Here is a 26900-nt window from a genome sequence, read left to right as displayed (position 1 = left end):
GGCGGAAGGCCGTAAAGTTCGCGTGGTATCGATGCCTTGTACCGAAGTGTTTGACCGTCAGGATGCGGCTTACCGTGAATCGGTGCTGCCATCAGGCGTAACGGCACGTGTGGCGGTGGAAGCGGGTATTGCGGACTTCTGGTTCAAATACACCGGTCTGAACGGTCGCATTGTAGGCATGCGCAGCTTCGGCGAATCTGCACCGGCAGAACAACTGTTTGTTGAGTTTGGCTTTACGGTTGATAACGTAGTGGCGAATGCCCGTGAGTTGTTGAAGTAAGTTTGTATAATGCAAGCCCCGGAAATTTCCGGGGCTTAAAACAGTAACCTCATCTATTTATACCTCAGCGGATATTCCGTCCGTCAAAACCAAATCCCCATATCATTAACGTGCCCGGCCGGAAGACAATCAGTACTCACATGTCATTTCATTTCTCGCTATACTAATAACCGGTGATGGCGTTCCACCTTTAACCTTTCGGTTATAAACCGCCTGATATTAAAGGCTGATGACACCTGACAAAAATGACTCCGTCATGGAGGTCTGTGTGCGTCAGGTGTTTTTGTTACCCACTCAGTACCGCCGAGAGCCATTTAAATCCAATTAATTAAACTTAACCTGTGCAGCCATTGACGTGCATAGCAGGAGAGGAAAATGAGCTATAGCATAACGCTATTTGTTGTTGCATTCGGTGGAGCCGTTGGAGCAGTCAGTCGCTTTCAAATTACTAACTGGTTTACTCTGTGGTTTGGCACCAGTTTCCCCTACGCAACCCTTGCCGTAAACGTAGGTGGCTCTTTCATCATGGGGGCTTTAATGTCGGCTCTGACCCATGGCACATTAATCTCTCCCCACTGGCGTCCACTGATTGGCGTTGGATTCTTAGGGGCGTTAACTACCTTTTCAACCTTTTCGTTTGATACGTTAATGTTATTTACTCAAGGAGAGTGGTTAAAAGCCGCACTAAATATTATCGCTAATGTGCTGTTATGCCTGTTTGCCGTCGCTATCGGTTATCAATTATTGATAAAAGTGCAGTGAATTCGCTGGTTTTTGGTCTTCGTCAATAATCATTCTTTCAGGGCGTGATAATCTCCGCCCTGCTTTTCTGTAAAGATGTTAAAAGAATTCTCAGAAACAGCGGAAATCCTGATTTTTTACTGTTTCGACATAGTGAACTTTGTTAGAGTGACAACATTGTTTGCTCCCTGTTTATGGATAACAGATATTAATCAGCGACGGCAACACATAGTCCAACACATGTTGACTAAACTGATATCAGAAGCCTTAACCTTCCAAAGGTTTCACCAATTTAGCTGTAGATTACTTAGCGTCAAAAGAAGTCTGTAGATGTTCAGGGCACACGCCAGATACCAGCCTTACTTTAGCAGCAGAGATCTCTAGCAAAACCATTGAATCCCCGGGGATATATTCCGGTTACACCGATGTTTAGGAATACGAAATGGATGTAATACACACGCTCTGGCAAGCGCTCTGGCACCACGATATAGCAATGCTGACTAACCCGTCCCTTACCTGGACACTGTACGGCATACTTTTTACTATTCTGTTGTTGGAGAATGGGGTTCTTCCCGCGGCATTTTTGCCCGGTGATAGCCTGTTGCTGCTGGTGGGTGTTTTAGTCGCTAAAGGAGCCATCAATTATCCGCTGGCCATTGTAATCCTTACCGCCGGTGCCAGCATCGGCAGTTGGATTGGTTTCCTGCAAGGCCGATGGCTGGGCAATACCGCATTGGTACAAAACTGGCTTTCCCATATTCCTCCTCATTATCATCAGCGTGCCCACAATCTGTTCCATCGTCACGGTCTGGCGGCACTGTTTATCGGTCGTTTTCTGGCTTTTGTTCGTACTCTGTTACCTACTCTGGCAGGGGTTTCTGGCCTGGACAGCAAGCGTTTTCAGTTCTTCAGCTGGATGAGCGGTTTCCTGTGGGTGGCTATTCTGACCAGCCTGGGCTATGCTCTGGGTAGTACCAAAATTTTCGACCGTTATGAAAATGAACTGATGAAAGGCTTGGTGTTATTGCCAATCATTTTGCTGGTTGCTGGCTTGATTGGTTCGATCATCGTTATCTGGCGCAAAAAGCGTGCTCATAACGCCAATAAGAGCCTTTAACACCAAAATTTTACCAAATACCGTTAAATAAAAGCCGAAATGCCCGCCATTTCGGCTTTTATTTTGTTGATTCGTTGGTAGAAATTTATCTTTCCCTTTGCCAGATTCCTTTGCATTTCCTGACAAAACAGCACAATTTCTCCTTTAATAACATTGAATAATGGTCTATGGTTAATATTGCATTTCGCTCATATATTAAGGAGTAGATCCAATGGCACAGCAAAAAGAAAGTACTTCAGAACAACTTCGTGAAGAGCTCGAAACACTGGCAAATACGTTGGAAGAGATCCTACACTCCTCTGGCGATAAACCTAAGGCCGAACTGGACAAAATGCGCGCCAAAGCCGAAGGTCTGTTAAAAGATACTCGTACTCGCCTGACCGAAACCAAAGGCAAAATTGTTGACCAAACCAAAGAGATTGCTGATAAAGCTGACACCTATGTGCATGAAAAACCATGGGCTGGTGTAGGTATCGGTGCTGCGGTTGGTCTGGTGCTTGGCGTACTGTTAACTCGTCGCTAATTATGTCAAATAGCACCTCCGCTCAGGGCCCCGGCAAGGGTGCCCTGGCCACTATCCAGCGAATCTTTACTTTACTGCATCGAATGGTGCAAACCCGTCTGGAACTGATTGCCGTAGAGCTGGAAGAAGAGAAGGCCAATCTATTTCAATTATTGATGCTGGTTGGCCTGACGTTGGTTTTTACTGGCTTCTGCCTGATGGGGCTGTTTATTCTGGTTTGTCTGGCTATCGACCCTGTTAATCGGGTACTCGCCTTATCCCTGATTACCGGAATTCTGTTTCTGTTGGCGGTTATCACGGGTATCTGGGCTATGGTGCGGGTTAAACGCTCCACTTTCCTGAAAGAAACTCGCCATCAACTGAAGCTGGATCGCATCCTGCTTGAGGATGAAAAGTGAATAAGCAGCAACGGGAACTAAAAAAGAGCCTGCTGCTGCAAAATATTGCCCGGCAGCGTTCCGATTTAGCACAAACTCGTCAAGACTGGCTGGAACAAACCCAATCCTTTGACCGGGGCTGGCTGGCACTGACTCAGTATCCCATCATTACTGCCACCGGCTTGGGTATTGCTGCCGTATATGGTTTACGCCATCCTCGTAAGCTAATACTTTGGGGCCGCCGTGCTCTCGGTGTCTGGAGTACCGTGAATTTCGTCAAAAATAGTCTAAACTCGAAATAACCTTTTTCTATTCGGATTTCCCCTCTGTTTCATACTGCTGATTAATTCAACAATAATTCTGAGCCTTTGCTTAAAGAATTAACAACCACATTTTATGATATATATAATTTCGTTATATATCATAACCATTAGGCATATTCAGTTATTCAGATTTTTTGAATTAATTATGCAATTCTTCTCGCTAACAAGTTTTCATCACCTGAACTAGGATAAGCACATCGAAACGAAACAATGTTTGTACGTCACTATCACGGACAAACAAACCATTATCAAACTGTGTTCAGGAGTTAGAGTAGAAATGAATAATTTAAATAATGTCGCATTACTAATCGCCCGTATTTTAATGCCAATTCTGTTTATTGTGGCTGGTTACGGTAAGTTAGGTGATGCTTACGCCGGAACACAACAATATATGCAAGCCATGGGTGTCCCTGGCTTCCTGTTGCCGCTGACAATTTTACTTGAACTGGGTGGTGGTCTGGCGGTGTTATTCGGTTTACTGACCCGTACCACAGCAATTTTCACCGCGCTGTTCACGCTGTTAACCGCCTTTATTTTCCACAGCAACTTTGCTGAAGGCGTAAACCAGTTAATGTTTATGAAAAATCTGACCATTGCTGGTGGTTATATCTTACTGGCGGTGAGCGGCCCTGGCGCGTTCAGTATCGATAGACTGTTAAACAAAAAATGGTAATCCATCGATAATTGAAAAGCTGCGCTCTCAAGGCGCAGCTTTTTATTTTTCTATCTTTTCATATAGTTAAATATATAGGAAAAGCCTTTAGCTCAAAATTGAGCTATACCTGTTATAACCAACTTATCTGCGGAGGTAAAAATGGGACAGTTAGTTAATGGAATCTGGCAGGATGTTTGGTACGACACTAAATCAAGTAATGGTCATTTTAAACGAACCGCGCCTCAGTTTCGCCACTGGGTCACTGCCGATGGTCAACCAGGTCCAACCGGAGAAGGCGGCTTTAAGGCTGAAGCAGGTCGCTATCATTTGTATGTATCCCTAGCCTGCCCTTGGGCCCACCGCACTTTATTGATGCGTAAGCTAAAAGGGCTGGAGCAAATGATTTCAGTTTCTGTAGTACATCCTTTGATGCTGGAGCATGGCTGGACTTTTGCCACTGATTTTGAAGCGGCTACCGGCGATACGCTTTTTGGTCTGGATTACCTGTATCAGCTCTATTTGAAAGCAATCCCTGACTATACCGGTCGGGTAACAGTACCTGTACTGTGGGATACGCAAAAGAATACCATTGTCAGCAATGAATCCTCTGAGATTATTCGTATGTTTAACAGCGCATTTGATAATCAGGGAGCAACGCCGGCAGATTATTACCCGGCGCCACTGCGCAAAGAGATCGATCGGTTAAACGATTGGATCTATCCAAATGTTAACAATGGTGTTTATAAAGCCGGTTTTGCCACCCAACAGGATGCTTACAGTGAAGAAGTGGCAAATGTTTTTAATGCACTGGACAAGCTGGAAGAGATTCACAGTTCACAACGCTATCTGACGGGCAGCCAGTTAACCGAAGCCGACCTGCGGCTGTGGACTACTTTAGTTCGCTTCGATCCAGTGTATGTCACCCATTTTAAGTGTGATTACCAGCGGATCAGCGATTATCCGAACTTATATGGCTTTTTGCGGGATATTTATCAGCTTCCTGGCATTCATGAGACGGTTAACTTTCCACATATACGTAACCACTATTATCGTAGCCATAAAACCATTAACCCGACCGGAATTATCTCTATCGGGCCAAAACAAGATCTCAACGCTCCACACCATCGCGATCGGCATTTTGGTGAATAAGTAAGGAGAAAATGATGAGCAATCAACAATATCGAGCTATTCGCCAGATATTTCCGGCGATGGCAACTCAGGATGGTGCCGGGGTGAGCCTCAAACGCGCCTTAGGTCAAAGTGACAGCCAGAGAATGGATCCCTATCTGATGATGGATGTGTTCTTTTCTGACGATCCGCAAGACTATATTGCCGGTTTTCCTGACCATCCACACCGTGGATTTGAAACCATTACCTATATGCTGGAAGGCAATATGTTACACGAAGACCATGTAGGTCATCGTGGAGAACTGAAAACCGGCGGAATCCAGTGGATGACCGCTGGCCGGGGGATCATTCATTCTGAAATGCCGCAGCAAGTAGATGGTGAAATGCGGGGCTTCCAGATTTGGCTTAACCTGCCAGCAGCCGACAAAATGAAAGATCCCAGCTATCAAAACTTTGATGCTGAACAACTGCCTGATATTTCTCTGTTAGAAGAGGGACAAATCATTTTAATCGCCGGTTCCCTGACGCTGGACGGTGATACTTACACCAGTCCGGTACAGGCTCATGCCACTCAACCGCTGATTGCTGATATTCGTCTGGAACCTAATGGTGAAGTACATATTCCGGTTCCTGCCGGACTTAACGCCCTACTCTATCTGTTTGAGGGTGAGATTCAGGTAGGCAATGAAGCGCTGCAATTTGACCAGACGGCTATTCTGACCGATGGCGATATGCTGCACTTAAAAGCCGATATTCTGGGTGGACGAGCCATGCTGTTAGCCGGTAAACCACTGAATGAACCAGTAGTGCAGTATGGCCCTTTTGTAATGAATAGCATCGATGAAATTAAACAGGCGATAAATGACTATAACAGCGGAAAATTTACCGCTTAGTCAGATTGTATAAGGGCTTTGGGGTGAAAGTCAGACGGATGCTTTCACCCTGTTAACTAGCCCGACTTTTGTCGGGTAGACCAGGCCACGGCAAAAATAATCAGGGCACCGCCAGCCACCATTCGAAGCCCCGGCTGTTCATGAAACAAAACCCAGGCCACCAAAATGGCATACACCGGCTCCAGAGCAATAATCATGGCAGCGGTTCGGGCGTTAATCACCTTCAACGCATTAATAAAGAAGCTATAAGAAAGACCGGTACACAATAAACCAAGACAAGCTATCCATACCCAATCCAGCCAGGGTACCTGCGGAATGTCTGCAAAGGCAAAAGGCAGTAAGCACAGCATCACTGACAGATTTTCCCACCAGTTTACCTGCACCCCTGACATTTTAGCCGCCACGCTACGGTTACCAATGGTGAGTAACGCATAGGTGAATCCGGACAATATTCCCCAAATAAGCCCTTCAGTGGCGTTATTGGCAAAATCAAAGCCGGGCGTAACTAATATCAATCCTAAAGATACCAGGCCAATCAGGGTATATTCTGTTTTGGTTAACTGTTCCCGATACAGCACGCTTTCCAGCATTGCCACAAACGCCGGGAAGCAGGCAAAACCCAGTGTCGCCACGGCAACACCGCCTACTTTGATACCAATAAAGAAGGTCACCCAGTGAGCCACCAGCAATAAGCCCATCGCCAACAGGTTAAAAATGCGCTGAGTAGTCATTCCCTGCCAGGGCAGGCGGCGAGATTTCACCAACAATAATGAGAGGGAAAGAACCGCAAAAACTGCCCGACCAAAGACCAGCACCGCAACACCACTGATAATTAACTTACCAAAAATGCCGGAAATACCAAACAGAACGGCAGCGGCATGCATTTGCCACAAAGCACTACCACGGGTCATGATGCCACCGAAGAGAAAAGAAATTGATGATGACTAAAATCAGGCTGAAAACAGTTTAGGTATTTCACGCAGTAACCAGGCTTTTGCTTTACCTATTTGATCCCGACGCCATGCCATAATGATTTCCACCTCACTACCCGGATCGTCACCAATGACCTTCAGTTTGCCATTTTTCAGGTCATCCTGAATCATATCCACAGGCATGGTGGCGATGCCTAATCCTGCCAACAGTGCTTTATGTTTATCTTCCAGCGAACTAACAGTTAAGCGATGCTGTTTTTCCAGCACTTTTACCGTCAAAATTGGGCGTTCTTTAGCGGTATCAGCGATAGCGATACCACGATATTTCAGGCGAGTACTCTCATCCAGCGGGTTTTGTTCCTGATGGATAGGATGGTCCGGCGCAGCTACATATAAACTGGTGATGTTATACAAACGAACCGAGTTAATTTCGGAAGATTGCCTCAGATAATCGGATGGCCCGATCACTATATCGGCTTTCCCCTGTTCCAGACGCTCCCAGGCACCAGCCAATACCTCAGTAGTAATAGCGATTTGGGTATCCGACTTTTCAGCCAGACGGTTAACCAGCGGGAACAGGCTCCAGGCAGGAACCAGCACTTCAGTGACAATCGTTATATTGGTTTCCCAACCGCGGGAAAGCGCCTCTGCATCGGAAGTCAGTTTATCTGCTGCCTCCAGCAGGATACGCCCCCGTTCCAGCAATAAACGACCGACAGGCGTAAATTTAGTGCGGTGACCGGAGCGGTCAAACAGCACCACATCCAGCTCCTCCTCCAGCTTTTGCATGGTATAACTTAATGCTGAAGGAACCCGGCCAAGCTCTTCTGCGGCAGCAGCAAAGCTACGACGGCGTTCAATTGCATCCATGACTCTTAGTGCTTCGAGTGTTAGTGCCCTGTCTTTATTCATAATAATCGCTGAATGATTGGCCGGATTGTTGATAACAATATTGTGTGTCAGACTAACCCGCGAATCGATAATCGTCCAGTATCATTCAATGTTACTGCCTGTTTTTTATGCCATACCTCACATCAATATAAACGGAATAAATTATCCGGCACTAACGCCTGTCAAAATTATTACCTTTATCCTTTTTGTGGCTGGCCATTAAATATCGGAAAACGAATAACACGGATTGCCATAATTAACATTTTCAATATTTCCGGCAATAAGGCTGTTGTATCTGGCAATTTAAGCGGACTGTTTAGCACTTTATGCTAAGGGATTATTATGTCTGAAGGCCATATTAAGGTAGAATTTACAGTCCGCGCAGAGACGATATCAATGCCAACTCCATCCGAGAACAGGCGCCAGAATCAAACCGATGCCTCATGCATCACTTTGCAGCACAATGACCCGATGACATTTTTATTAGCCTGATTCTTCAGACTATTTTTTGTGATGCCCGGCGTTAATCTGTTTTATTAATTAAACGATGATTACAACGATATATTTGATATGAAGAAACAATCGATTATTACCCTGATGTTTATCATTGTTGTTATTGCGTTGGTAATATTATTCCGCGCACATAACCAATATATTCTACTTCAGGGGGAAGTAGATGCTCCGGAGGTATTAGTCACCTCTAAAGCCAAAGGTCGTGTGGTCGAACGCTATTTTGAACGCGGCGACGACGTTAAAGCCGGTCAACTGTTAATGAAGTTGGACAGCCCGGAGCTGGATGCCCAGGTTAAATCGCTGGAAGCCGCCAGAGATCAGGCTAAAGCCCGTCTGGAAGAGTCAATGCACGGTACCCGGGAAGAGAGTATTCGTAATTTGAAAGCCTCGCTGGCACAAGCTGAAGCAGTCTACCAGAATGCAGAAAAAGACTATCGCCGTAATCAGAGCATGGCACCTAAAGGCTATGTTTCTGCCACTATGTTGGATGCCTCACTCAAAGCCCGGGATACCGCATTTCATCAAGTCAATGCCGCTCGGGCACAGCTGGATGAAGCGCAACATGGCGATCGCAGTGAGCAGAAAGATGCTTTTGTTGCAGCCCTCCATCAGGCTGAAGAAAATCTGGCTCAAATAAAAGTTCAGCAAGATGACTTACAGGTTAAAGCTCCGGTAGATGGCGAAATCGGAACTATTCCCGCAGAACAAGGGGAGTTGCTGAACGCAGCCAGTCCTTTGTTAACCATTATTCGCCTGCCGGATGCCTATTTTGTCTATAACCTGCGTGAAGACATTCTGGCTAATGTGCGTAAAGGCGACAAAATCATGCTGCAAGTGCCGGCATTAAAAAATCAGCAAATTGAAGCTGAAGTACGCTTTATTTCACCAATGGGCGATTTCGCAACCAAACGGGCTACCCGCGCGACCGGCGATTTTGATTTAAGAACTTTCGAAGTGCGGCTCTATCCGGTTAAACCGATTGAAGGGCTGCGTCCGGGGATGAGCGCATTATGGAAATGGGAAGATTAAAAGCCGGCTGGCGCTGCTTTAACCGCTCATTTAACGTAGAAGCCAAGGCTGGCTCCCGCAGCGTTGTGCTCCACTGGTTAACGTGGATATTTCCCCTGCTGCTGTTTACGGTTATCAGCGCTAACTTCTCTGCCGGAACCATGCTGGAGCTACCGGTTGCTGCGGTTGATAACGACCACAGCACGCTGTCCAGACGCATTATTCGCGATCTGGATGCCGGATCTCATGCCCAGATAACCCAGTATAATGACCTGCAACAGGCGCTGGTGGCACTGCGTTCGGCTAAGATATACGCGCTGTTGTACATTCCCCATAATTTTGAAGCGGACGTATTGGCGGCTCGCCAGCCAACTCCGGCACTTTATTATAATGGCCTGTATTACGGTGCTGGCCTTTACTCTACTCAGGACTTTCCCGGCCTGACGGCAGAGTTGAATCAAACCTATTCGCAAATTATTGCGGCGGCGATTGGCCGTCCATTACCGCCTTTAGCTCAGGTCAGTCTTTCTTATGAAAGCCTGTTTAACGCCAGCGGTAATTTTATTTACTATCAACTATTTGCAGCAACTATCCATATTCTTCAGCTGTTTGTAGTCACCTGTACTATTTATGTTTTGAGCCGGCGAAAAGTACTGCTCAATGCCCGTCCTTTCAGTCTGGCACTGATAGGTAAGCTGGCGCCATATACCATTATCTATACGATATTACTGATGGTAGAAATTGCCGCTCTGGTCACCTACTCCGGAGGAAGGATCAATGGTAATCCACTCTTTATGCTGGCTATTGGTTTCTTCTATATTATGGCGGCTCAAAGTATTGGCCTGCTACTGTTTACCTTCACCAAAGATATTATTACCGCCTACACACTGATCGGTTTGTTGGTGGGTATTGCTATGACCTATTCAGGTACTGCGGTGCCGGAACTCTCCATGCCGCTGATTGCTCAGATCATCGCCAACATTGAACCACTAACCCATGCCCTGTACGCCTTGTTTGATGTGTTCTTGCGTGGGGTGCCAACATCATCACTGCTGTATGTCTGTGTACTCTTGCTGGTTTATCCACTAATTACCGCGTTTCTGGTAAGAAAACGCTTACCTAAGCGCCTTCAGGGTGGGGACATTCGATAATGATAAAAGCCTATTTCCGCGGCTTTATGATGATCATGAACCGTATGCTGGAAAAACCGATGTGGATGCTGCTGCTCTTTTCATTGTGTATTATGAGCCTGGTCTATGTTAACCATTCAGTTTGGGATCTACCGGTCGCCGTAGTCGATCTCGACCACAGTTCAGCCAGCCGTATGGTCACCCGCAGCCTGGATGCCAGCTCGAAAATTGCGGTGCAAAGCTACACCACCATTGACGAAGCACAGCGGGATTTAGCCGCCCGTAAACTGTTTGCTGTCGTGGTGCTGCCCCACAATATGGAAAAACGTATCCTGCATGGAGAAAACGTCACTATTCCTGCCTATGGCGATGCCACCAACCGGCTGGCTAACGGCCAGATAGAGCAGGATGTTATCAGCGCCTATCGTTCCATGACTCTCTCTTATAACAGCGAGATCCTGATGAACAATGGGTTTACTCCGGTTCAGATCCAGCGCATTCTTTCGCCGATCAATGCTCAAAGTATCGATTTATTTAATCCGGGTATCAGTTTTGCGGCCATCACCTTCCCAGGTCTGATGGTGATGCTGTTACAGCATACGCTGCTTATTGCCGGTACACGTACCAGCATTGTGTTGCATACCCTTCCGCAGGGAAAACCACCGCTGCCGGTCTATTTAGGCTGCCTGTCGGCACTGATCCCTATCTGGCTATTTTTATCCGTGATTCTCTTTGTCGGTTGGCCAATGCTGCTGGGTTATCGACAGACTGCCACCATACCCGAGATCCTGTTGCTTACCTTCCCGTTTATTCTGGCAACGTTAGGCTTTGCCAAACTGATCACCGAGTGCTTACGTAGCGTTGAGCTGATTTACCTGACGTTAGCCATGGTGACTACACCTGTATTCTATATTTCCGGCACTATCTGGCCATTGCAGTTGATGCCCAAATGGGTGTGGTTTATTACCCATCTACTGCCATCAACCTGGGCAACCAATGCCATTGCCAGTGTAAACCAGATGGGACTTTCCATTACGGAAGTGGGGGGTGATGTCGTGATGCTATTGGTGCTGGGTGCCAGCTATGCCACGCTTGGCTGGCTGGTAGGGGCGCTGAGAGATGGCCATCTGAGACGTTTCATTACTCACATGCGGCATCGTTCGCACAAAAAATCATAATCTCTGCCTGAAGCGACCGCAAAAGCTGACTATTCTACTTTTGCGGTCACTTGTCATAACCCTTAACTTACTTAATGGCTTTCAAATTAAGCACTGCCGGATCCTGTTCATCCACCGGCACGGTTATGCTGTGTTGGGAATCCTGACCAATATAGGGTTCGGCTGCCACCAGCATATACGGGAACATGTAGCGTAAATCGCCATTATCATTATTGCTGACAATCAACACATCCCACAGCGGTTTTACCGTTTTATCTTTACGATAGATGCCAGCATCAATGGACTGTAAACGGATCAGCTTTCTGTACACAATAGACTGATAAACCATGGGTTCGTAAGCCGGATACCCCAGCATTGGATAAGGATAATAACCGAAACGAGAACCGTAGAACGGCCCGACTCGCGGGTAAACAGGGGTATTCACAATCTCGGTATGAACCTGCGGCTCACTAACCCGATAGCTCAGAGAAATCAACACTTCAGCATCCTGCTGATTTTTCACCTGTATATAGCCTTGTTGATTCAGCACGATGGCAACCTGACGGGCATATTCTGCAAAGTTCAGGTCATCATTAACCGGCTGATAGCGGTCGGAGACAATGGCAAACTTTTTATACTGGGTTGTCGCATCTTTCGCTTTAATCGCACTGACCTGAACGTATTCCGTATGGGCACAGCCAGAAAGTACGCCGACCAATAACAGGGTAAAAACCATTTTCCAGTTCATAGACAGGCTCCCGACTGATAGATGACTAAAACGTCTTTGTTTATTATGACAACAAAATGGGGAAATGAATCGTTGTCTTTATAAATAGATGATGAAATATTAGCCAGAACTTCTCATAATTTGCTACAGAACAAACCTTGTAGACTGATTTGCTACAATTCATAATGCAACACCGCATCAAGTCTGACGACATTATCTCTTTCAGGCACTACATCAAATACACGTAAGGTTATCGAATAATGGAAAGACGCAATTTTCTTAAAAGTGCAGCTATCTTATCTACCGCGGGGTTAATTACTCCGGTTATGGCCTCTACCACCACCACTCCGTCAGCAGAGCAGTGTGCCAGTGACGGTCGTCGCCGTTTTACTATGACCCAAACCTATAACGTGATTGCACCAGAAGGGTCTGAGGGCGTAGTAAAAGTCTGGATCCCGGTTCCGGAAGATACGCACTTTCAACAATTGCGTAAGATAACCTTCAAAGGCAACTACAAAGACGCGTGGATCACCGCAGACAACAGCTACGGTGCTAAAACCCTGTTTGCTACCTGGCCTGATGCCAAAAGCAAAATGGAGATGACCGTCGAGATGGATATTGAAACCCTCGACTGGGAGCCGATGAAAAATGGCGATCTGAAAACCTATCGTGCACCAAAAGATATTCGTTACCCGGTGGATGTTGAACACTACCTGAAATCCACCAAACATATGCCAACTACCGGCATTGTTAAGCAAACTTCCGATAAAATCGTTGGTTCTGAAACCGATCCGCTGAAAAAAGCCCATCTGATTTATCTGTGGGTTAGCGCCAATATGTTCCGTGATAACAGCGTAATTGGTTGCGGTACCGGTGATGTGGCAACCATCCTGGAAAGCGGCAAACTGGGCGGTAAATGTACCGATATTAACTCAGTATTCGTTGCTCTGGCTCGCGCCGCCGGCATCCCCGCCCGCGAAATGTTTGGTATTCGTTTAGGTAAATCCATCAAGCTGGATAAATATTCCAAAACCGCCTTTGGCAGCGCAGATGAAAGTGGCATTGCTAAAATCAGCGGCGGCCAACACTGCCGTGCGATGTTCTATCTGGCGGGCTATGGCTGGTTACCGGCAGATCCGGCAGACGTCACCAAAATGCGCCTGACAGAGAAGAAAGAGCATAGCGATGCTGCGGTTCAGGCGGTCAACGACTACCTGTTTGGTAACTGGGAAATGAACTGGGTCGGCTTTAATTATGGCCGCGACTTCGATTTGTCTCCGGAAGCAGAACAGGCACCGATTAACAACTTCGGTTATCCGTATGCGGAAGTCGATGGCGATCCGTTAAACTATTATGAGCCAAAAGTCTTTGCTTATGACTACCAGTCAAAAGAGCAACACTAACGGTTTTCTGGCCACGCTGGCAGCGGCTATCGCTGCTGCCGTGGCCTCAAGCCTGTGTTGTATCGGACCATTAATTTATCTGGTATTTGGCGTTTCCGCTGCCGGACTGTCGGGTATTGAAAAATTGGGCTGGTTGCAGTTCCCGATGATTGCGGTTTCCACCGTGCTGATCGTCATGGGCTTCTGGCGGCTCTATTTTTCCCGCAAGCCATTTTGCAGTGGCTCCATTAGCCGCTTTCAGATGCTTTGTATGTACTGGATTGCTGTTCCCATCGTACTGGCTTTTCAGCTTTATCCTTTTGTTTTGCCGTGGTTACTGGAGGTATTGGAATGAAACGCTTAATGTTTCTGGCTCTGTTTCTGTTTTCCCCTTTGATTTGGGCAGAAAATGTTCAGGTCACCATTGATGTGAAAGGCATGACTTGCCCGCTTTGTGTCTCCTCGGTTAATCAGGCGCTGCGTAAGACTGACGGTGTGATTAAGGCTAAAGCTTCGCTGAAAACCCAGCAGGCTGAAGTCATAGTGCCGGAAGGATTTAATACCGATGAACTGCTGAAGTCCGTTGATAAAACCGGTTACAAAGGCAGCATCAATAAGGTCGTTAAGCAGTCCTGATCTTCTTCCATTATCAACCGTCATTCTCTTCAGAATGGCGGTTTTTTTTTAGTTATTTTTTACCGATACGCTCTGTTTTTCTTTGGTTATCCGACGGTTTTTTATCCATTTGATATCAAAATTGTCTGTTTTCTCTCCATCCCCACACAATGGGGCTGTCATGCCAATTCCCTTCGAAAATTATGGTCTACACTTTAGCTTATCGGAGAGATATTACGTTTCCTTTCCGTAATTTCTGAGGTGGTGAGACCCGGATAATTCCTCTGGAGTGTGCTATGGATATTAATCATAGGCATTATTCTTGGTGCGGTTTTATTGGGCGGCTCTGCATATGTGATGCATAAAACCAGCGATACCGCATTTTGTGTATCCTGTCATACCATGCAGCAGCCACTGGCAGAATATCAGGGCAGCGTACACTTTCAGAATACCAAAGGTATTCGGGCTGAATGTTCTGATTGCCACGTTCCTCATCAACCGGTCGATTACCTTCTGACCAAAGTCGCAGCCTTAAAAGATGTTTACGGTGAAATGACCGGAAAGATCGATACACCAGAAAAATACAACGCTCATAAACTGGAGATGGCCCAAAAGGTCTGGAAAGAGTTTGAAGCCAATAACTCTGCCACCTGCCGTTCCTGCCATAGCTTTGACGCCATGGATATTGTTGCTCAAACGCCGGAAGCCCGGATACAACATCCGGTCGCCATTAAAGAGGGACAAACCTGTATCAGCTGTCATAAAGGGGTTGCCCATATCCTGCCGGATATGAGTTCTCTTGCTGCTGCCGGCGCTTCCGAACTGTCTGACGCTGCCGCTAAAACACCGGAAAGCGCCACTAAGCTCTATACCATCGGTACTCAGCCTTTCTACTTACAACCGGGTGAACAGCACAATGCCGGTAACCTGATGCCTTCCACCGAAGTAACGGTAGTCAAACGCGATGGGGATCGCGTACTGGTTAACGTCACCGGCTGGCAGCAAGACGGAGTGAATGAAGTACTGTATGCGGCAGAGGGCAAACGTATTCTTAGCGTATTACTGGGAGATGAAGCCCGCACCAGCCTGAAGACACAAAACACCGTAACCGATCCGGAAACCGGTTTGGTATGGCATCAGGCGGCCATTCAGGTGTGGGTAGCTAAAAACCAGCTGATCGACGATCAGGAAAAAATCTGGCAATACGCCTCAACCATGATGTCCACCAACTGTACTGGCTGTCACGGCTTAACTGCTCTCGACCGCTTCAACGCCAACCAGTGGATTGGGGTGGTTAAAGGCATGGCGCCGAGAACTTCTCTGACTGAGGAGCAGCTACGCCTGTTAACCCAATACGTTCAGAAACACGCCAGCGATATGCAAAGCGCTCAACCGGCTAAATCTTAAGGAATAAAAGCAATGAAAAAATATGATTCTGAAGATCACCGCATTGATGAGCTGACCGTATTTGAGCAACAACCGCTGAAACTAAGCCGCCGCCGCTTTTTACTGGGTACCAGTGCTATGGCGGCGGTACCACTACTGAGCGGCCTGTGGCCGAAATCAGCATTGGCAGAGGCTATCAGCCAGGCTCTACCGCAATTTGTGGCTCTGCGTCAGGCACAAAAAGGCATTCTCACTGCGGCTCACTGGGGCGCATTTGAAGCGATTGTAGAAAACGGCAAGATGGTGGGTGTCCAGCCAGTGAGTGACGATCCCTATCCTAATGAATTGATTACTATGGCGCCTTATCAGGTTCATGCTAAAAACCGTATCAAATATCCCATGGTGCGTAAAAGCTGGCTGGAACATGGCCCGGGTAGCCATCCTGAACTGCGGGGCAATGATGAATGGGTACGGGTTAGCTGGGACAAGGCGCTGGATTTAGTCAGTGGACAAATTTCCCGCCTGCAAAAAGAGTTTGGCCCGCAGTCAATTTATGCCGGTTCTTACGGTTGGAAAAGCGTCGGCATGCTCCACAATTCCCGAACGTTACTACAGCGTCTGATGAACCTGAGTGGTGGCTTCCTTGGTTATGCCGGTGACTACTCAACGGGTGCAGCGCAGGTGATCATGACTCATGTAGTGGGTTCTATGGAAGTGTATGAACAGCAAACTGCATGGCCGAACGTCATCGAAAACAGTCAGTTAGTGATTATGTGGGGCTGTAACCCAATGGTCACGTTGAAGAACAGCTGGAACGTGCCGGATCACTACGGTCAGACCGGATTCGAAGCGTTGAAAAAGAAAGGCACCCGCATTATCAGTATCGATCCGGTACATAACGACAGCGCGAAATTTGTTAACGCCGAGTGGATTGCGCCTCGCCCTTATACCGATAGCGCCATGTTACTGGGTATTGCCCATACGTTGCTGACAGAAAAGCTGCACAATCCGGACTTTATCAAAACCTACACCGTTGGTTTCGATAAGTTTGAGCAGTATTTAATGGGAAAAACCGACGGTGAAGAAAAAACCGCCGAGTGGGCTGAAGCCATTTGTGGTATTAAGGCGGATGCTTTACGTCAGTTAGCACGCGATATGGCCAAAAACCGTACCATGATTATGGGGGGATGGGGCATTCAGCGTCAGCATCACGGCGAGCAACCTCACTGGATGCTGGTAACCGTGGCCTCTATGCTGGGGCAAATTGGCTTACCGGGCGGCGGTTTTGGCTTTAGCTACCATTACTCTTCCGGTGGTAGCCCAACCGCTAAAGGCGGTATCGTCGCAGGTATCTCAGCGGGTAATGCACCGAAAAACTCACCGACGCCAATTCCGGTAGCGCGTATTGCCGAGTGCTTAACCAGCCCGGGAAAAACCGTTGATTTTAACGGTAATAAAGTGACCTATCCGGAAGTAAAAATGATTTATGTTTCCGGCGGTAACCCATTCCACCAGCATCAGGATACCAATAACCTGCGTAAGGCATACAGTCACGCAGAAACGGTCGTGGTTAATGAACCTTACTGGACCGCTACAGCGAAACATGCTGATATCGTCTTGCCGGTCACCACCAGCTACGAGCGTAACGACCTGGAGATGGGCGGTGACTACTCCCAACTGTATGTGTTTCCGATGCACCAATGCGTTCCACCACAGTTCGAGTCGCGCAATGACTTTGATATTTTTGCCGGTTTAGCCGATCGTCTGGGGGTACATGATGCCTTTACCGAAGGTAAAGACGAGACCCAATGGCTAAAAGGCATGTATGACGACATGAAGCTGCAAGCCCGAAACGCCCGGGTGGCTCTGCCGCCGTTTGATATGTTCTGGGCATCCAACAACTATGTGCGTTTCCCGGTGCCGGAAGCTAATACCCAATGGGTACGTTTTGCCGATTTCAGGGAAAATCCATTATTAAACCCGCTGGGTACGCCATCGGGTAAAATAGAAATCTTCTCTGATACCATCGCCAAAATGAATTATTCGGACTGCAAAGGCCATCCAAGCTGGATGCCTCCACACGAGTGGTATAAAGCAGAGATTGCGGAAAAGTACCCGTTATCGCTGAATACCGCTCACGCCACCAACCGACTGCACTCCCAATTAGACAACACCCCACTGCGTGAAAAGCATGCTGTAGCCGATCGGGAAGCTATCATGATTAACCCGCAAGACGCCGAGAAACGCGGCATCAAAAATGGCGATCTGGTTCGGGCATTTAACGATCGTGGGCAAATTCTGGTGGGGGCTATCGTCAGCGAAGATATTCGCAGTGGCGTCGTACGGATCAGTGAAGGTGCCTGGTTCGATCCGGCGGAGCCTGGCGAAGATAAATCCTTGTGTAAAAACGGTAACGTCAACTGCCTGACTTTTGATATTGGTTCATCCAGTCTGGCGCAAGGTAACTGTGGTCAAATGGCACAACTGGAAATTGAGAAATATACCGGGCCGGTACTTAAAAATACTGCTCATGATGTGCCGATGGGGGCATAGTCGATAGTCGGATGCTAATTTACTGAGTTTATCTATGGAAACACCGGGCTTTGCCCGGTGTGAGACTGCGAACAAACTTAATCAATCAGCAACAGTGCATATTCCGGCCGGAAAACCATCTGTACTTAACTAAGGAGCGCTCCGGGCCTGGATTCCCCTGGGGCGCTTCGTTAGCTTACACCGCATAGTCCAATCCGGACAAAAATATGACAACAGTCGCTGACAAAATCTCAGTAATAATATCGCCAGATTTACGCAAAAATCCGGCGATCGGTCTGAAAAGGATCAAATTAATTATTATATTGATTCATTTTTTGTGGTTGAAATGAATAACCATTTATTGGGCTATTTATACTTTCAAGCAGAAGTTTGGCACCAAGAATACGCTCTTTCGCCATATAGTCTTTCATTATATGACCAATAGTACCGCTCAAACCGCCATTCCAATCCAGATACATAACTAAATAAGACTTGGCCAGCTCTTCCCACGAGTTAGTCTGTTGACGAATAAGGCCACTTATTTTTATAAGGTATTCTCGTGCCTGACTTTCATCAATATAACCACAAGAAAATGAGGATCTTGCTAACCAGGATGCCCGTATAAGGTTATATATCGAAATAGATTCACTCCCCTTCAGGGATACATTCAGATTATAACGGGATAAATAGTCGCTATAAGCCGCAATTTCTGCAGGCTCTTTTATATCCGAAAGTGTTAAATATGGCTGTTCCTCTGCTGAATGAATCAACGCCTTTATTTGGCTTACCGCGCTTTTAGCGTTCTCAATGTCCCACGATGCCGCTATGCTATATTTCAAGTTTTTTACTGCATCCTTATTATCAAGATCCAGTGTTTCCAATGAGTTAATATAGCATTCGCCTGTTGCCCCGGTGGTTTCAGTGATCATATAAAATGATTCAGCCAGTGCTGCAAAAATTTCGCCTTCCGTAATAAGTTGAAAATTTACCGTATCATTTTTCATCTTACTAAGGTCAAATTCAGGTTCGGTACGTTTAAGCTTCTGCGCCAGAAAGAATTTAGATATTTCCCATAAAGAACCAATTAATAAAACGCCAGCGACAATATAGAAAGCCCAGTCATTATCAACAAAATTGTATTGATAATGAGCAATGAGAAAAATGATAAATACAATAATAATCCGTATTCTTTTCAACATAATATTTACTCCATTAAATATGCTAATAATAAGATTGTATTTAAAATTCAATCCCAATAATTATGCTAACTAAGTAGATTTAATAAAATCACTCGTGAATCTAATAAGAGATAAATTTTACACTAGCATCTCAATACTCTGTTATCCCAAAAGCGAAATATTTAGTAGTATAAAATACGTACAACCCCCGGTTGATACTGATGATAATTCATGTGAAAAAGTCAGATAAACAAAATGTTAAATATAGAGAAATAAGTGGAAGAGGCTGGGGATTACTTTTACTCATCAAAAAAAATATTTAAACCTAATAATTAACTTTCTATAATTCCGGATAGAAACACCCATTTACTGAGATCGGCAAACTCACAAAATAACATCTTTACCTGTTTCTCTTCAGTTCACTAAATTAGCATTATACAGCTGGCTATGCACCGGCTTGGCTGATGAACAACATAGCTTCAACATAATACGATGTATAAATATCGTTAAATGGTAATATCTCAAAAACCACCACACGGACATCTTCCATGAATAGTCAGGAAAAAAATATCAGTAATAAACGCTATATCATAGAAACCTTATTGCTTACCTTGATTGGACTCCCCATTCTGATTCAGGTGGCGAGTATCGCAATCGGTATGCTGATTCCGAATTTTCTGGCTGCTATCGCTCTCGCTTCACTGGTTATCTTTCCTGTAGGATATTGGTGGGCACGGAAAAAAAACTTACCAACCTGCTTTCTACCTCGCTATCTGCCCGTTCTGGCTCCATTAATATACAGTTTATTAGCCTGGGCTATTGTCATGGCTATCAGCAAAGGTGACTTTACCCATTCATCGTTTGGCGATCTGATGGGTCTGTTTATCCCTTTTATGGCAACAAACATTATTGCTTTTTTCACCGGAAGCTTATGGATACTACTTTTGACGCCTGTGGTTTGCTATATCAGCTTTGCTTTGGGCCTTACCGTTGGTGCAAAAAGATCGGAGAGTGTCGTTACCAACTGCCGGGGTCGATTACCCGCTCTGATTTTAAGTGGAATTTTGCTGATTATTATCGCCTTTCAGGGCTATCAGCGTGAAACCCATTTAGTCACAGAAAATCGCGAACTGACCGTTAACGAAACCATTAGCCTGTGGGATTACGCGCCTTTTAAAACCGAAGATAACCGGCTAACGTCTCTCTCTTCACCAGCCACAATATCCATCGACAAAGACTGGCCGCGAATTGATGGCGCCACTGCCGCCTATCCGGTATATGCCTCAGCCGTTCAGGCGTTGTATAAAGGGCTGGATGAGAACTCTGTTAGCCCTTATATCCACAGCCGCCGAACTCCGGAAGCTTACCACGCCCTGATTGCCGGTGAGACTGACTTAATTTTTGTAGCCCAACCGTCAGATCAGCAAAAGAAACTGGCAGCCGATAATGGCCTGACGCTAACTATGATCCCTTTTGCGCGGGAAGCTTTCGTATTTATCGCTCATAAAGATAACCCCGTGAAGAATTTATCCGTTGAGCAAATACGCGATATCTATTCTGGTCAGATAACTAACTGGCAGGCAGTCGGTGGTCAAAATATCAATATCATTCCCTACCAGCGCCCTGAAGGTTCCGGTAGTCAAACCACCATGCTGGCTAAAGTAATGCAAGATACTGCCATGCGTAAACCGCTGGAATCAGAGATAGCGGAAGGAATGGGCGGTATTATTCGTCGGGTAGCTAATTACCAGAACACCAGTAATGCCCTCGGTTATTCATTTCGTTATTACGCCAGCCAGATGAATCATAATGACCAGTTACAACTATTATCGGTTAACAATATTGCTCCAACGGCGGAAAATATTCGCAATGGCAGTTATCCGTTTAGTGTTAATGTTTATATGGTGACAGCCCGTCAACCCACGGCAAATACTCAAAAACTGATGGACTGGTTTCTCAGCCCACAAGGGCAAAAGTTAACAGAAGATGTAGGATATGTACCAATCGGAGCAACTCACTGATTCAGAGTGGTGCTATCGAATCAAAACAATGGAGGTTATTTAAATTGAGTTATACCGTCGAATTAATCTGCGTTCCACTACCCGATGCAGACAAACAGGCCTGGGAGAAAATCTTTCAGCTCAGAGAAGAGTATTATGATGATAAAAGAGAAAAAGCCCCAGTCCTTCTGGAACTGCATAAAATATTAACTGCGCGCTACCCCTGTTTATGTGATTGCAGTGATGATGAAGTTGATGACTGCCCATGGGCTGACGGGCCGATGATCAATAATTTCAATCATGAAATGGGAATGCTGGCCATTTCATTCTCATGGGTTGAGGAGGTTGTCCCTTTTATCATTGAAACGGCGCTTGCTCTCAATATCATTGTTGCTGATGCTCAAAGCAACGAAATACATCGGGTTTTGCCACTCAAGAAACCCGCCCAAAAACCCTGGTATCGATTTTGGTAACGCCTGATATAAAAACACCCCATCGTTGATTCCAACTGATGGGGTGCATGTTCAATGATATAACAAACTAAAATAATGCTGATAAACCCAACGTAATCGCAATGTGTCTTCACATCGCCATATCCATTACAGGTCAGGCATCAAATCTCGCATAATTATTTAGCTGGTTCAGCGACTGGAGCCACGGCATCAGGCGCAGGTTGAACATTGGAAGCAAAGGTGAATCTTTTATATTGATTTTGGAAAGCCTGCTTGGCTTCTTTACTGGTCATTTTTTTCTCTAAAACCTGCACTTTATACTTGTTAGCTGTAGCCATAATATTAATGGTTCCACTACCCTGGCTTACTTTATCATCCGCATCAACCAGTGAATTCATGCAATCAACATACCCGACAAAAGCATCAGCACTCGGATTCACGGTATCACATCGCATATGATATTTTGTCAGAATTGAGTATTTCGATGCACATCCTGCTATAGCCAGCACGATCAATGCTAAAAGAGATAATTTTTTCATTATGATTCCTTGATATCCATTCATATAAACAACATCACTGAAATGATTTAATTTATTGTTTTAATTAAATAAGTTTCAAATTAACTTTTACATAATTGCGCTGCTATATTAAATTTATTTAACTTATTATCAAGAACAACCTGAAAAGAAAAAGGCACTTTATTTTAAATAAAGTGCCTTTATAAAAGATAGTGGAGTCGGCCGTTAAGCTGACTCTATCAAAACCGCATGGCTATTGCTTCTACCGTACCCACACTCGTGTGTTTATTAATGTAACTCGATCTGTATCCCACCTTATCAGAACAAAAACTCTTCGTCATCAAATAGTAATAACTACTTTTCTATGATCGCTTTTACCGATCGATTAACCAACTATTGATAGAATTGATCGATTTAAACGATCATAATTTAATTATTAATAGATAAAACAGATCAATTTATGTAGTCTTGTAGAACTACATTTCATAATGAGCAAGGAAGAAGATTTGATCTTATGGCAAGGCAATTTGTAGTAATTGAAAGAGTTAACTACATCCACAGACAAGATTATGGGCTGAGGCTCCTTGCTGTTAGGAATTCACAAGAAGAAGCTAAAGAACTCGTTGAAACTCTCAGAGAGTTCTACAAGCAAAATGAGCATAACCAGATCAGCTTTCAATACTTAGAAGTTGATGACAACTTGCTCAAAGAAAGGCTGGAAATCTTTAACAAATAGAAGGAACCCAACAAATGATGTATTACTTACTTAAAATATTCTATGTAATCTGTATTCTTATAGCTATCAATATGGGTCTCACATGCATCGTAGAAGTAATGCAATTAAAAGATGCTGGTCATGATGTAGGCACTTTAGCTATTAAATTAGTTTTAAAAATCTATATTATTATAATTGCAATTAATACCTTATGGACTAAGTTTGAAAACGTTAAAAAATCGAAACCAGAACTAGCTAAAACAGAATAATATATACAACCTATACACGAGTATAGGTTTAATTAAAATCCTCTCAGAACAGCTTATAGCCCTTTATATTTGAAATTGTTCTTTAATTGATCATTTATTAAATACTTTAAAATAAAACAGCGTTTATAGGATAAAACATACAATAAGTTTAATTTTAAATTAAGCAATATTATAGTTCCGATTGGTATATTATATCTGAGCTATAATATTAGGGGTTATTTGTTTTGTTAAAAATAAATAAAATTAAAATAAATTAATATAGCAGTCTGGTAGAACGGAGTTCTTGACGATGCTATAAAGTTATTGCTTTAGCAATATAATTAATATCTCTCAAATCGTTGTGAGTGGAACGAACGAGAGATAATATTAGATGTATATGTATTACTTAGTTCCCTCAGAGGGAACGGTAAACAAGAGTTAAAGATGGCAAAACAACACTCTCCTGCCCTAAACATATAATCTATATTATTTGAATAGCTTCTTGTAAGCCATTTTAAGGTGTTTCTATTTTAATTGACTAAGTTGTATTAATAATCATTAAAAACCTCTCAAAATTGATTGTAGAGAGTTTTAATAGGTATTAAATTAATAACTCCTAAAAGAAAGGCAATTATTCTGTATTTATTGATTATTTAATGTACTATTAAACTGATACATAATTTAGTTATTTTATAGTGTTGAATTATAAATTAACTCTATTATCAATTAGTTATTGAATAACAATTAAAAATAGAATAATTAATTAAAATAATAGCATAATTAATCAAGTCAGGAGAAGATATCAGGTTAAACATTTTCATTAACTCAATATTCTTCTCCTGAAATTACTATTTTACTTCAACTCTACAATTTAAATTATTACCCATAACTTCTTTATAGGAGTTTTTCATAACTTCAATTAGTTCATTTTCATATTGCTTTTCTACAATAAAACTATCATGGATAGGGATAATAACAATCCCCCTGTTAACAAAATATTGTATTACCTGATTAGCGATATCACTATCTTTTCTTTGCAGAACCAAACCAATTCCACTATTAAAGAATTTCTTTACTTTAGGATTTCTCTTTTTTATTTCTTCTATAACTGATGTTAAATCTATATCTTTAGGAATTAAACTATATCGTTGTTCTGATGAGTTTTTATTCTTATCTTCTTCCAACTTTCTTTTTAATGTTATAGCTGGCTTAGAGTTTTTACCTGAATTAATAACAATTAATATTGCAAGCTTCGCTAATGATCTTAGTTGTTTCTTTGTCTGAAGATTATCGACTAATCCTAACTGACAAGGATCTATCTCATAAGGATCAAATCCATTAAGCATATTTTCTTCTGCCAAATCATATAGTAAGGCCATGTGCAAGCTACAAAAATCAACCTCAGTTACTTTATTTTCATTTATCAGCAACTTCAATCGTTCACATGACCGTAAACTTTGAACTTGACTATGTTGTTCGTAGAATCGACCACCATACTCAAAGCTATCATTATAAATTCGATTAAATTTTAAAGCGTAATTCACATCTTTTATTGGATAATAAACAGTATTCTTTCCAAATAAAATATTTAAATTATTCATGTTATTAAGTACGTCTTTTACATATTTATTTGAACGAAACTCTTTATCTTTACCATTTTTCCTTAAGATTATACTATTATCTGTAAATTCTGGTCTTGAAGTACCTGTGGTATTTTTAAAATTATCTTTAATATATTGAGTTAATTTTATATAACTTTCACAGTATTCATTAGGAACAAACTCACCGCATTGAATTTCGATATAGCCTTCATCAATAAGCAGGTCTTTTACCTTGGAAAAATATCGGAATGAAACTGCACTTTTAGTCTTTTTACCATTTTCTATATAGCTATCATATAATTTATTATTAAGTGAGATTATTCCTTTACTCTCACCATTAAGATAAAGATTAAAACAATTTGCTAGAATATAATTTATTACTACCCTTAGTTTCTTTTTATTTATTTTATAACTTTGTTTATCTTGATATCTTTCTATGAATTTTATTTCAACATCACTAATCATTTTAGTTAGAGAACGGCAATACTTAACACTTTTTTCAAATTTATACATTATCCCTCTTTTAATAGAACAGTTAAAATCATATTATTAATATAAAAATAATTCATCTTTAAGCAGTCTTGTATGATGAGATATAGAGACATCTCTCTTCATTATAATAGCAAATTGGGGAGTTATTTTTATTGAAACTCAGGAGTAGCTATACTTGTAGCTTAATTTAGTTATTTTAAATTATTGAATTTATATTTTTGTAGATAACTAAATTAAAATTAGAATACATATGTTGGTACTTAAGTTTCTAGAGTATAGATATTAAGCGCTTTTAACATACCCCATTACATTAAATTTTATCTTTTGCAAATATCATAATCGATTAGAGCATTGAGCATCACAGATGCTGAAATGAGCTGCTCTATTCCAATTAATAGATCTATCTTCAGAAGAGATAATAATTGCAGGAGGTATTAGGAACTGATTTTTAGTTCGTGGTTCTTATGTAAGCTCTACATCTGTGCTTAGTTATTCTTTCATTAAAAGCCCTAATTGTCAATATTTCAAGATAAAAAACTTGCAATTAATAAAAAATCATGAACCAGAATTTTAATATTAGTGACAGTTCCCCCTAAAGTAATTATCAATTACCTATAGGCTAATGACAAATGATAATTACCTTCCTGAATACTCCCTTTCACTATCATTTACCTATTTACAAATACTAATTGATAAATTATCATTTAGCTATTGATTGATTAAACTAAATGATAGTGAGGTTAACATGTTCCGCTGCTACTTAAGAGCTAGTACTACAGAACAAGATGCAGAAAGAGCAAAAACTATTCTGGAAGAGTTTATTTCTGATTCTCCTGCTGAGTGGTACATAGAAAACCATACAGGAACGATGCTCAATCGCCCTATCCTTAATCAACTACTCGAAGATGCACTTCCTAATGACATTTTGCTAGTTGAGTCTGTAGACCGATTAAGCCGCCTATCTTTGGATGATTGGGAAACATTAAAATCTAAAATCAATGATAAGAAGTTGAGACTTGTTGTTCTGGATATGCCAACAACTCACCAGCAGATAGCCAAGAAAGGAATCGAATCTGAAATCATGTATGTTATCAATAATATGCTTATTGATTTGATGGCTACAATGGCTCGGTTAGATCAACAGAAGAGAGTTGAGAGAATTAGGCAAGGTCAGGAACGAGCTAAAGCTCAAGGTAAGCGTATTGGCGGCAGAGGTATTAACGAAGAATTACATGAAAGAGTTACAAAACGGCTAGCTGCGAATAATATTAGTGTTGAGGATATTGCTAAACTTGAAGGATGTGGGGTTGCAACAGTTTACAGAATAAAAAAACAACTAAAAAACCAATAGAACTAAGATATAATTAGTTCTATTGGTTAGTAGAA

The 26900-nt window shown here is 43.2% G+C and carries 28 protein-coding genes and 1 riboswitch; of the genes, 22 read left to right on the top strand and 6 right to left on the bottom strand.

The window, feature by feature from the left end:
* From I2494_RS16485 to I2494_RS16445, 9 genes are all read left to right on the top strand, one after another.
* Positions 1-280: transketolase-like TK C-terminal-containing protein (locus tag I2494_RS16485; protein ID WP_322091291.1), on the top strand; the 280-nt coding region annotated here is incomplete at its 5' end.
* Between the two features lie 163 nt (positions 281-443).
* Positions 444-526: riboswitch (Fluoride riboswitch) on the top strand.
* Between the two features lie 129 nt (positions 527-655).
* The gene (gene crcB / locus I2494_RS16480; RefSeq protein WP_218467932.1) at positions 656-1042 is read left to right on the top strand and encodes a fluoride efflux transporter CrcB; all 387 of its coding nucleotides are present in this window, start codon (positions 656-658) and stop codon (positions 1040-1042) included.
* 421 nt (positions 1043-1463) lie between these two features.
* Positions 1464-2138, top strand: coding sequence for a DedA family protein (locus I2494_RS16475; protein WP_218467931.1), 675 nt, complete (start codon positions 1464-1466; stop codon positions 2136-2138).
* 211 nt (positions 2139-2349) lie between these two features.
* Positions 2350-2661: a DUF883 family protein gene (locus tag I2494_RS16470; protein WP_130592659.1), complete on the top strand. Its 312-nt coding sequence runs from the start codon at positions 2350-2352 to the stop codon at positions 2659-2661.
* A 2-nt stretch (positions 2662-2663) separates the two neighbouring features.
* Positions 2664-3059, top strand: coding sequence for a phage holin family protein (locus I2494_RS16465; RefSeq protein ID WP_228350995.1), 396 nt, complete (start codon positions 2664-2666; stop codon positions 3057-3059).
* A complete protein-coding gene (locus tag I2494_RS16460) occupies positions 3056-3340 on the top strand; it encodes a YqjK-like family protein (RefSeq protein ID WP_218467929.1) in 285 nt (94 codons plus the stop codon). The genes I2494_RS16465 and I2494_RS16460 overlap by 4 nt, the downstream gene beginning before the upstream one ends.
* A 298-nt stretch (positions 3341-3638) precedes the next feature.
* Complete coding sequence (locus I2494_RS16455) at positions 3639-4034, top strand: DoxX family protein (RefSeq protein ID WP_218467928.1); 396 nt, start codon at positions 3639-3641, stop codon at positions 4032-4034.
* Between the two features lie 141 nt (positions 4035-4175).
* Positions 4176-5165, top strand: a complete 990-nt coding sequence (locus I2494_RS16450; protein ID WP_218467927.1) for a glutathione S-transferase family protein — start codon at positions 4176-4178, stop codon at positions 5163-5165.
* A gap of 14 nt (positions 5166-5179) precedes the next feature.
* Entirely contained in the window at positions 5180-6037 is an 858-nt protein-coding gene (locus tag I2494_RS16445; protein WP_218467926.1) for a pirin family protein, read from the top strand.
* A 56-nt stretch (positions 6038-6093) separates the two neighbouring features.
* On the opposite strand, the gene I2494_RS16440 is transcribed toward I2494_RS16445, so the two are convergent.
* Entirely contained in the window at positions 6094-6948 is an 855-nt protein-coding gene (locus tag I2494_RS16440; protein ID WP_218467925.1) for a DMT family transporter, read from the bottom strand.
* Between the two features lie 39 nt (positions 6949-6987).
* Positions 6988-7881, bottom strand: a complete 894-nt coding sequence (locus tag I2494_RS16435; RefSeq protein WP_218467924.1) for a LysR family transcriptional regulator — start codon at positions 7879-7881, stop codon at positions 6988-6990.
* A 549-nt stretch (positions 7882-8430) separates the two neighbouring features.
* Between I2494_RS16435 and I2494_RS16430 the strand changes: the two genes are divergently transcribed.
* Genes I2494_RS16430 through I2494_RS16420 form a run of 3 tightly spaced genes read left to right on the top strand, consistent with a single transcriptional unit; the run spans position 8431 to position 11689 of the window.
* Positions 8431-9402 (top strand): HlyD family secretion protein, encoded by a 972-nt coding sequence (locus I2494_RS16430; RefSeq protein ID WP_218467923.1) that lies wholly within the window; start codon positions 8431-8433, stop codon positions 9400-9402.
* Positions 9384-10532, top strand: a complete 1149-nt coding sequence (locus I2494_RS16425) for an ABC transporter permease (protein ID WP_218467922.1) — start codon at positions 9384-9386, stop codon at positions 10530-10532. The genes I2494_RS16430 and I2494_RS16425 overlap by 19 nt, the downstream gene beginning before the upstream one ends.
* A 2-nt stretch (positions 10533-10534) precedes the next feature.
* On the top strand, positions 10535-11689 hold the full coding sequence (locus tag I2494_RS16420; RefSeq protein ID WP_218467944.1) for an ABC transporter permease: 1155 nt from the start codon (positions 10535-10537) through the stop codon (positions 11687-11689).
* Between the two features lie 67 nt (positions 11690-11756).
* On the opposite strand, the gene I2494_RS16415 is transcribed toward I2494_RS16420, so the two are convergent.
* Positions 11757-12416, bottom strand: a complete 660-nt coding sequence (locus tag I2494_RS16415; RefSeq protein ID WP_218467921.1) for a DUF4136 domain-containing protein — start codon at positions 12414-12416, stop codon at positions 11757-11759.
* Positions 12417-12655: 239 nt separating this feature from the next.
* Here I2494_RS16415 and I2494_RS16410 point away from each other — a divergent pair, with 239 nt between their 5' ends.
* The 5 genes from I2494_RS16410 to torA all read left to right on the top strand — a co-directional run bounded on the left by I2494_RS16410 (position 12656) and on the right by torA (position 18331).
* On the top strand, positions 12656-13798 hold the full coding sequence (locus I2494_RS16410; protein WP_218467920.1) for a transglutaminase-like domain-containing protein: 1143 nt from the start codon (positions 12656-12658) through the stop codon (positions 13796-13798).
* Positions 13770-14132 (top strand): mercuric transporter MerT family protein, encoded by a 363-nt coding sequence (locus I2494_RS16405; protein ID WP_218467919.1) that lies wholly within the window; start codon positions 13770-13772, stop codon positions 14130-14132. The genes I2494_RS16410 and I2494_RS16405 overlap by 29 nt, the downstream gene beginning before the upstream one ends.
* Positions 14129-14413 (top strand): heavy-metal-associated domain-containing protein, encoded by a 285-nt coding sequence (locus I2494_RS16400; protein ID WP_130592669.1) that lies wholly within the window; start codon positions 14129-14131, stop codon positions 14411-14413. The genes I2494_RS16405 and I2494_RS16400 overlap by 4 nt, the downstream gene beginning before the upstream one ends.
* Positions 14414-14683: 270 nt before the next feature.
* Positions 14684-15799, top strand: a complete 1116-nt coding sequence (locus I2494_RS16395; protein ID WP_228350994.1) for a NapC/NirT family cytochrome c — start codon at positions 14684-14686, stop codon at positions 15797-15799.
* Between the two features lie 12 nt (positions 15800-15811).
* The gene (gene torA / locus I2494_RS16390; RefSeq protein WP_407657919.1) at positions 15812-18331 is read left to right on the top strand and encodes a trimethylamine-N-oxide reductase TorA; all 2520 of its coding nucleotides are present in this window, start codon (positions 15812-15814) and stop codon (positions 18329-18331) included.
* A 290-nt stretch (positions 18332-18621) separates the two neighbouring features.
* Here the strand turns inward: torA and I2494_RS16385 are convergent, their stop codons facing one another.
* The gene (locus I2494_RS16385) at positions 18622-19509 is read right to left on the bottom strand and encodes a DUF1266 domain-containing protein (protein ID WP_218467917.1); all 888 of its coding nucleotides are present in this window, start codon (positions 19507-19509) and stop codon (positions 18622-18624) included.
* A gap of 527 nt (positions 19510-20036) precedes the next feature.
* Between I2494_RS16385 and I2494_RS16380 the strand changes: the two genes are divergently transcribed.
* Together I2494_RS16380 and I2494_RS16375 are read left to right on the top strand one after the other, a co-directional pair.
* Positions 20037-21509: a PstS family phosphate ABC transporter substrate-binding protein gene (locus I2494_RS16380; protein ID WP_218467916.1), complete on the top strand. Its 1473-nt coding sequence runs from the start codon at positions 20037-20039 to the stop codon at positions 21507-21509.
* Positions 21510-21553: 44 nt separating this feature from the next.
* A complete protein-coding gene (locus I2494_RS16375; RefSeq protein WP_218467915.1) occupies positions 21554-21961 on the top strand; it encodes a hypothetical protein in 408 nt (135 codons plus the stop codon).
* A 155-nt stretch (positions 21962-22116) separates the two neighbouring features.
* Here I2494_RS16375 and I2494_RS16370 read toward each other — a convergent pair whose 3' ends face one another.
* Positions 22117-22479, bottom strand: a complete 363-nt coding sequence (locus I2494_RS16370; protein WP_218467914.1) for a hypothetical protein — start codon at positions 22477-22479, stop codon at positions 22117-22119.
* A 493-nt stretch (positions 22480-22972) separates the two neighbouring features.
* On the opposite strand from I2494_RS16370, the gene I2494_RS16365 reads away from it, so the two are divergent.
* A complete protein-coding gene (locus I2494_RS16365; protein WP_218467913.1) occupies positions 22973-23194 on the top strand; it encodes a hypothetical protein in 222 nt (73 codons plus the stop codon).
* Positions 23195-23292: 98 nt separating this feature from the next.
* The gene (locus I2494_RS16360; protein WP_218467912.1) at positions 23293-23442 is read left to right on the top strand and encodes a hypothetical protein; all 150 of its coding nucleotides are present in this window, start codon (positions 23293-23295) and stop codon (positions 23440-23442) included.
* Between the two features lie 827 nt (positions 23443-24269).
* On the opposite strand, the gene I2494_RS16355 is transcribed toward I2494_RS16360, so the two are convergent.
* Complete coding sequence (locus tag I2494_RS16355; RefSeq protein WP_218467911.1) at positions 24270-25535, bottom strand: hypothetical protein; 1266 nt, start codon at positions 25533-25535, stop codon at positions 24270-24272.
* A gap of 724 nt (positions 25536-26259) precedes the next feature.
* Here I2494_RS16355 and I2494_RS16350 point away from each other — a divergent pair.
* A complete protein-coding gene (locus I2494_RS16350; RefSeq protein ID WP_218467910.1) occupies positions 26260-26865 on the top strand; it encodes a recombinase family protein in 606 nt (201 codons plus the stop codon).
* The last annotated feature ends 35 nt before the right edge of the window (positions 26866-26900 follow it).

This window comes from Limnobaculum allomyrinae (assembly GCF_016649425.1).
GTDB classification, from domain to species: Bacteria; Pseudomonadota; Gammaproteobacteria; order Enterobacterales; family Enterobacteriaceae; genus Limnobaculum; species Limnobaculum allomyrinae.
Note: the sequence above shows the minus strand (reverse complement) of the source record. Positions and strands in the feature narration are given on the sequence as shown.

Excerpts from the sequence above, each read along its gene's own strand:
- I2494_RS16415 (WP_218467921.1), bottom strand. The coding sequence starts at position 12,416 with ATGAACTGGAAAATGGTTTTTACCCTGTTATTGGTCGGCGTACTTTCT.
- I2494_RS16380 (WP_218467916.1), top strand. The coding sequence starts at position 20,037 with ATGAATAGTCAGGAAAAAAATATCAGTAATAAACGCTATATCATAGAA.
- I2494_RS16440 (WP_218467925.1), bottom strand. The coding sequence starts at position 6,948 with ATGACCCGTGGTAGTGCTTTGTGGCAAATGCATGCCGCTGCCGTTCTG.
- I2494_RS16400 (WP_130592669.1), top strand. The coding sequence starts at position 14,129 with ATGAAACGCTTAATGTTTCTGGCTCTGTTTCTGTTTTCCCCTTTGATT.
- torA (WP_407657919.1), top strand. The coding sequence starts at position 15,812 with ATGAAAAAATATGATTCTGAAGATCACCGCATTGATGAGCTGACCGTA.
- I2494_RS16410 (WP_218467920.1), top strand. The coding sequence starts at position 12,656 with ATGGAAAGACGCAATTTTCTTAAAAGTGCAGCTATCTTATCTACCGCG.
- I2494_RS16365 (WP_218467913.1), top strand. The coding sequence starts at position 22,973 with ATGGCAAGGCAATTTGTAGTAATTGAAAGAGTTAACTACATCCACAGA.
- I2494_RS16425 (WP_218467922.1), top strand. The coding sequence starts at position 9,384 with ATGGAAATGGGAAGATTAAAAGCCGGCTGGCGCTGCTTTAACCGCTCA.
- I2494_RS16465 (WP_228350995.1), top strand. The coding sequence starts at position 2,664 with ATGTCAAATAGCACCTCCGCTCAGGGCCCCGGCAAGGGTGCCCTGGCC.
- I2494_RS16360 (WP_218467912.1), top strand. The coding sequence starts at position 23,293 with ATGCAATTAAAAGATGCTGGTCATGATGTAGGCACTTTAGCTATTAAA.
- I2494_RS16430 (WP_218467923.1), top strand. The coding sequence starts at position 8,431 with ATGAAGAAACAATCGATTATTACCCTGATGTTTATCATTGTTGTTATT.
- I2494_RS16350 (WP_218467910.1), top strand. The coding sequence starts at position 26,260 with ATGTTCCGCTGCTACTTAAGAGCTAGTACTACAGAACAAGATGCAGAA.
- I2494_RS16435 (WP_218467924.1), bottom strand. The coding sequence starts at position 7,881 with ATGAATAAAGACAGGGCACTAACACTCGAAGCACTAAGAGTCATGGAT.
- I2494_RS16470 (WP_130592659.1), top strand. The coding sequence starts at position 2,350 with ATGGCACAGCAAAAAGAAAGTACTTCAGAACAACTTCGTGAAGAGCTC.
- I2494_RS16475 (WP_218467931.1), top strand. The coding sequence starts at position 1,464 with ATGGATGTAATACACACGCTCTGGCAAGCGCTCTGGCACCACGATATA.
- I2494_RS16385 (WP_218467917.1), bottom strand. The coding sequence starts at position 19,509 with ATGTTGAAAAGAATACGGATTATTATTGTATTTATCATTTTTCTCATT.
- crcB (WP_218467932.1), top strand. The coding sequence starts at position 656 with ATGAGCTATAGCATAACGCTATTTGTTGTTGCATTCGGTGGAGCCGTT.
- I2494_RS16445 (WP_218467926.1), top strand. The coding sequence starts at position 5,180 with ATGAGCAATCAACAATATCGAGCTATTCGCCAGATATTTCCGGCGATG.
- I2494_RS16405 (WP_218467919.1), top strand. The coding sequence starts at position 13,770 with ATGACTACCAGTCAAAAGAGCAACACTAACGGTTTTCTGGCCACGCTG.
- I2494_RS16370 (WP_218467914.1), bottom strand. The coding sequence starts at position 22,479 with ATGAAAAAATTATCTCTTTTAGCATTGATCGTGCTGGCTATAGCAGGA.
- I2494_RS16355 (WP_218467911.1), bottom strand. The coding sequence starts at position 25,535 with ATGTATAAATTTGAAAAAAGTGTTAAGTATTGCCGTTCTCTAACTAAA.
- I2494_RS16450 (WP_218467927.1), top strand. The coding sequence starts at position 4,176 with ATGGGACAGTTAGTTAATGGAATCTGGCAGGATGTTTGGTACGACACT.
- I2494_RS16455 (WP_218467928.1), top strand. The coding sequence starts at position 3,639 with ATGAATAATTTAAATAATGTCGCATTACTAATCGCCCGTATTTTAATG.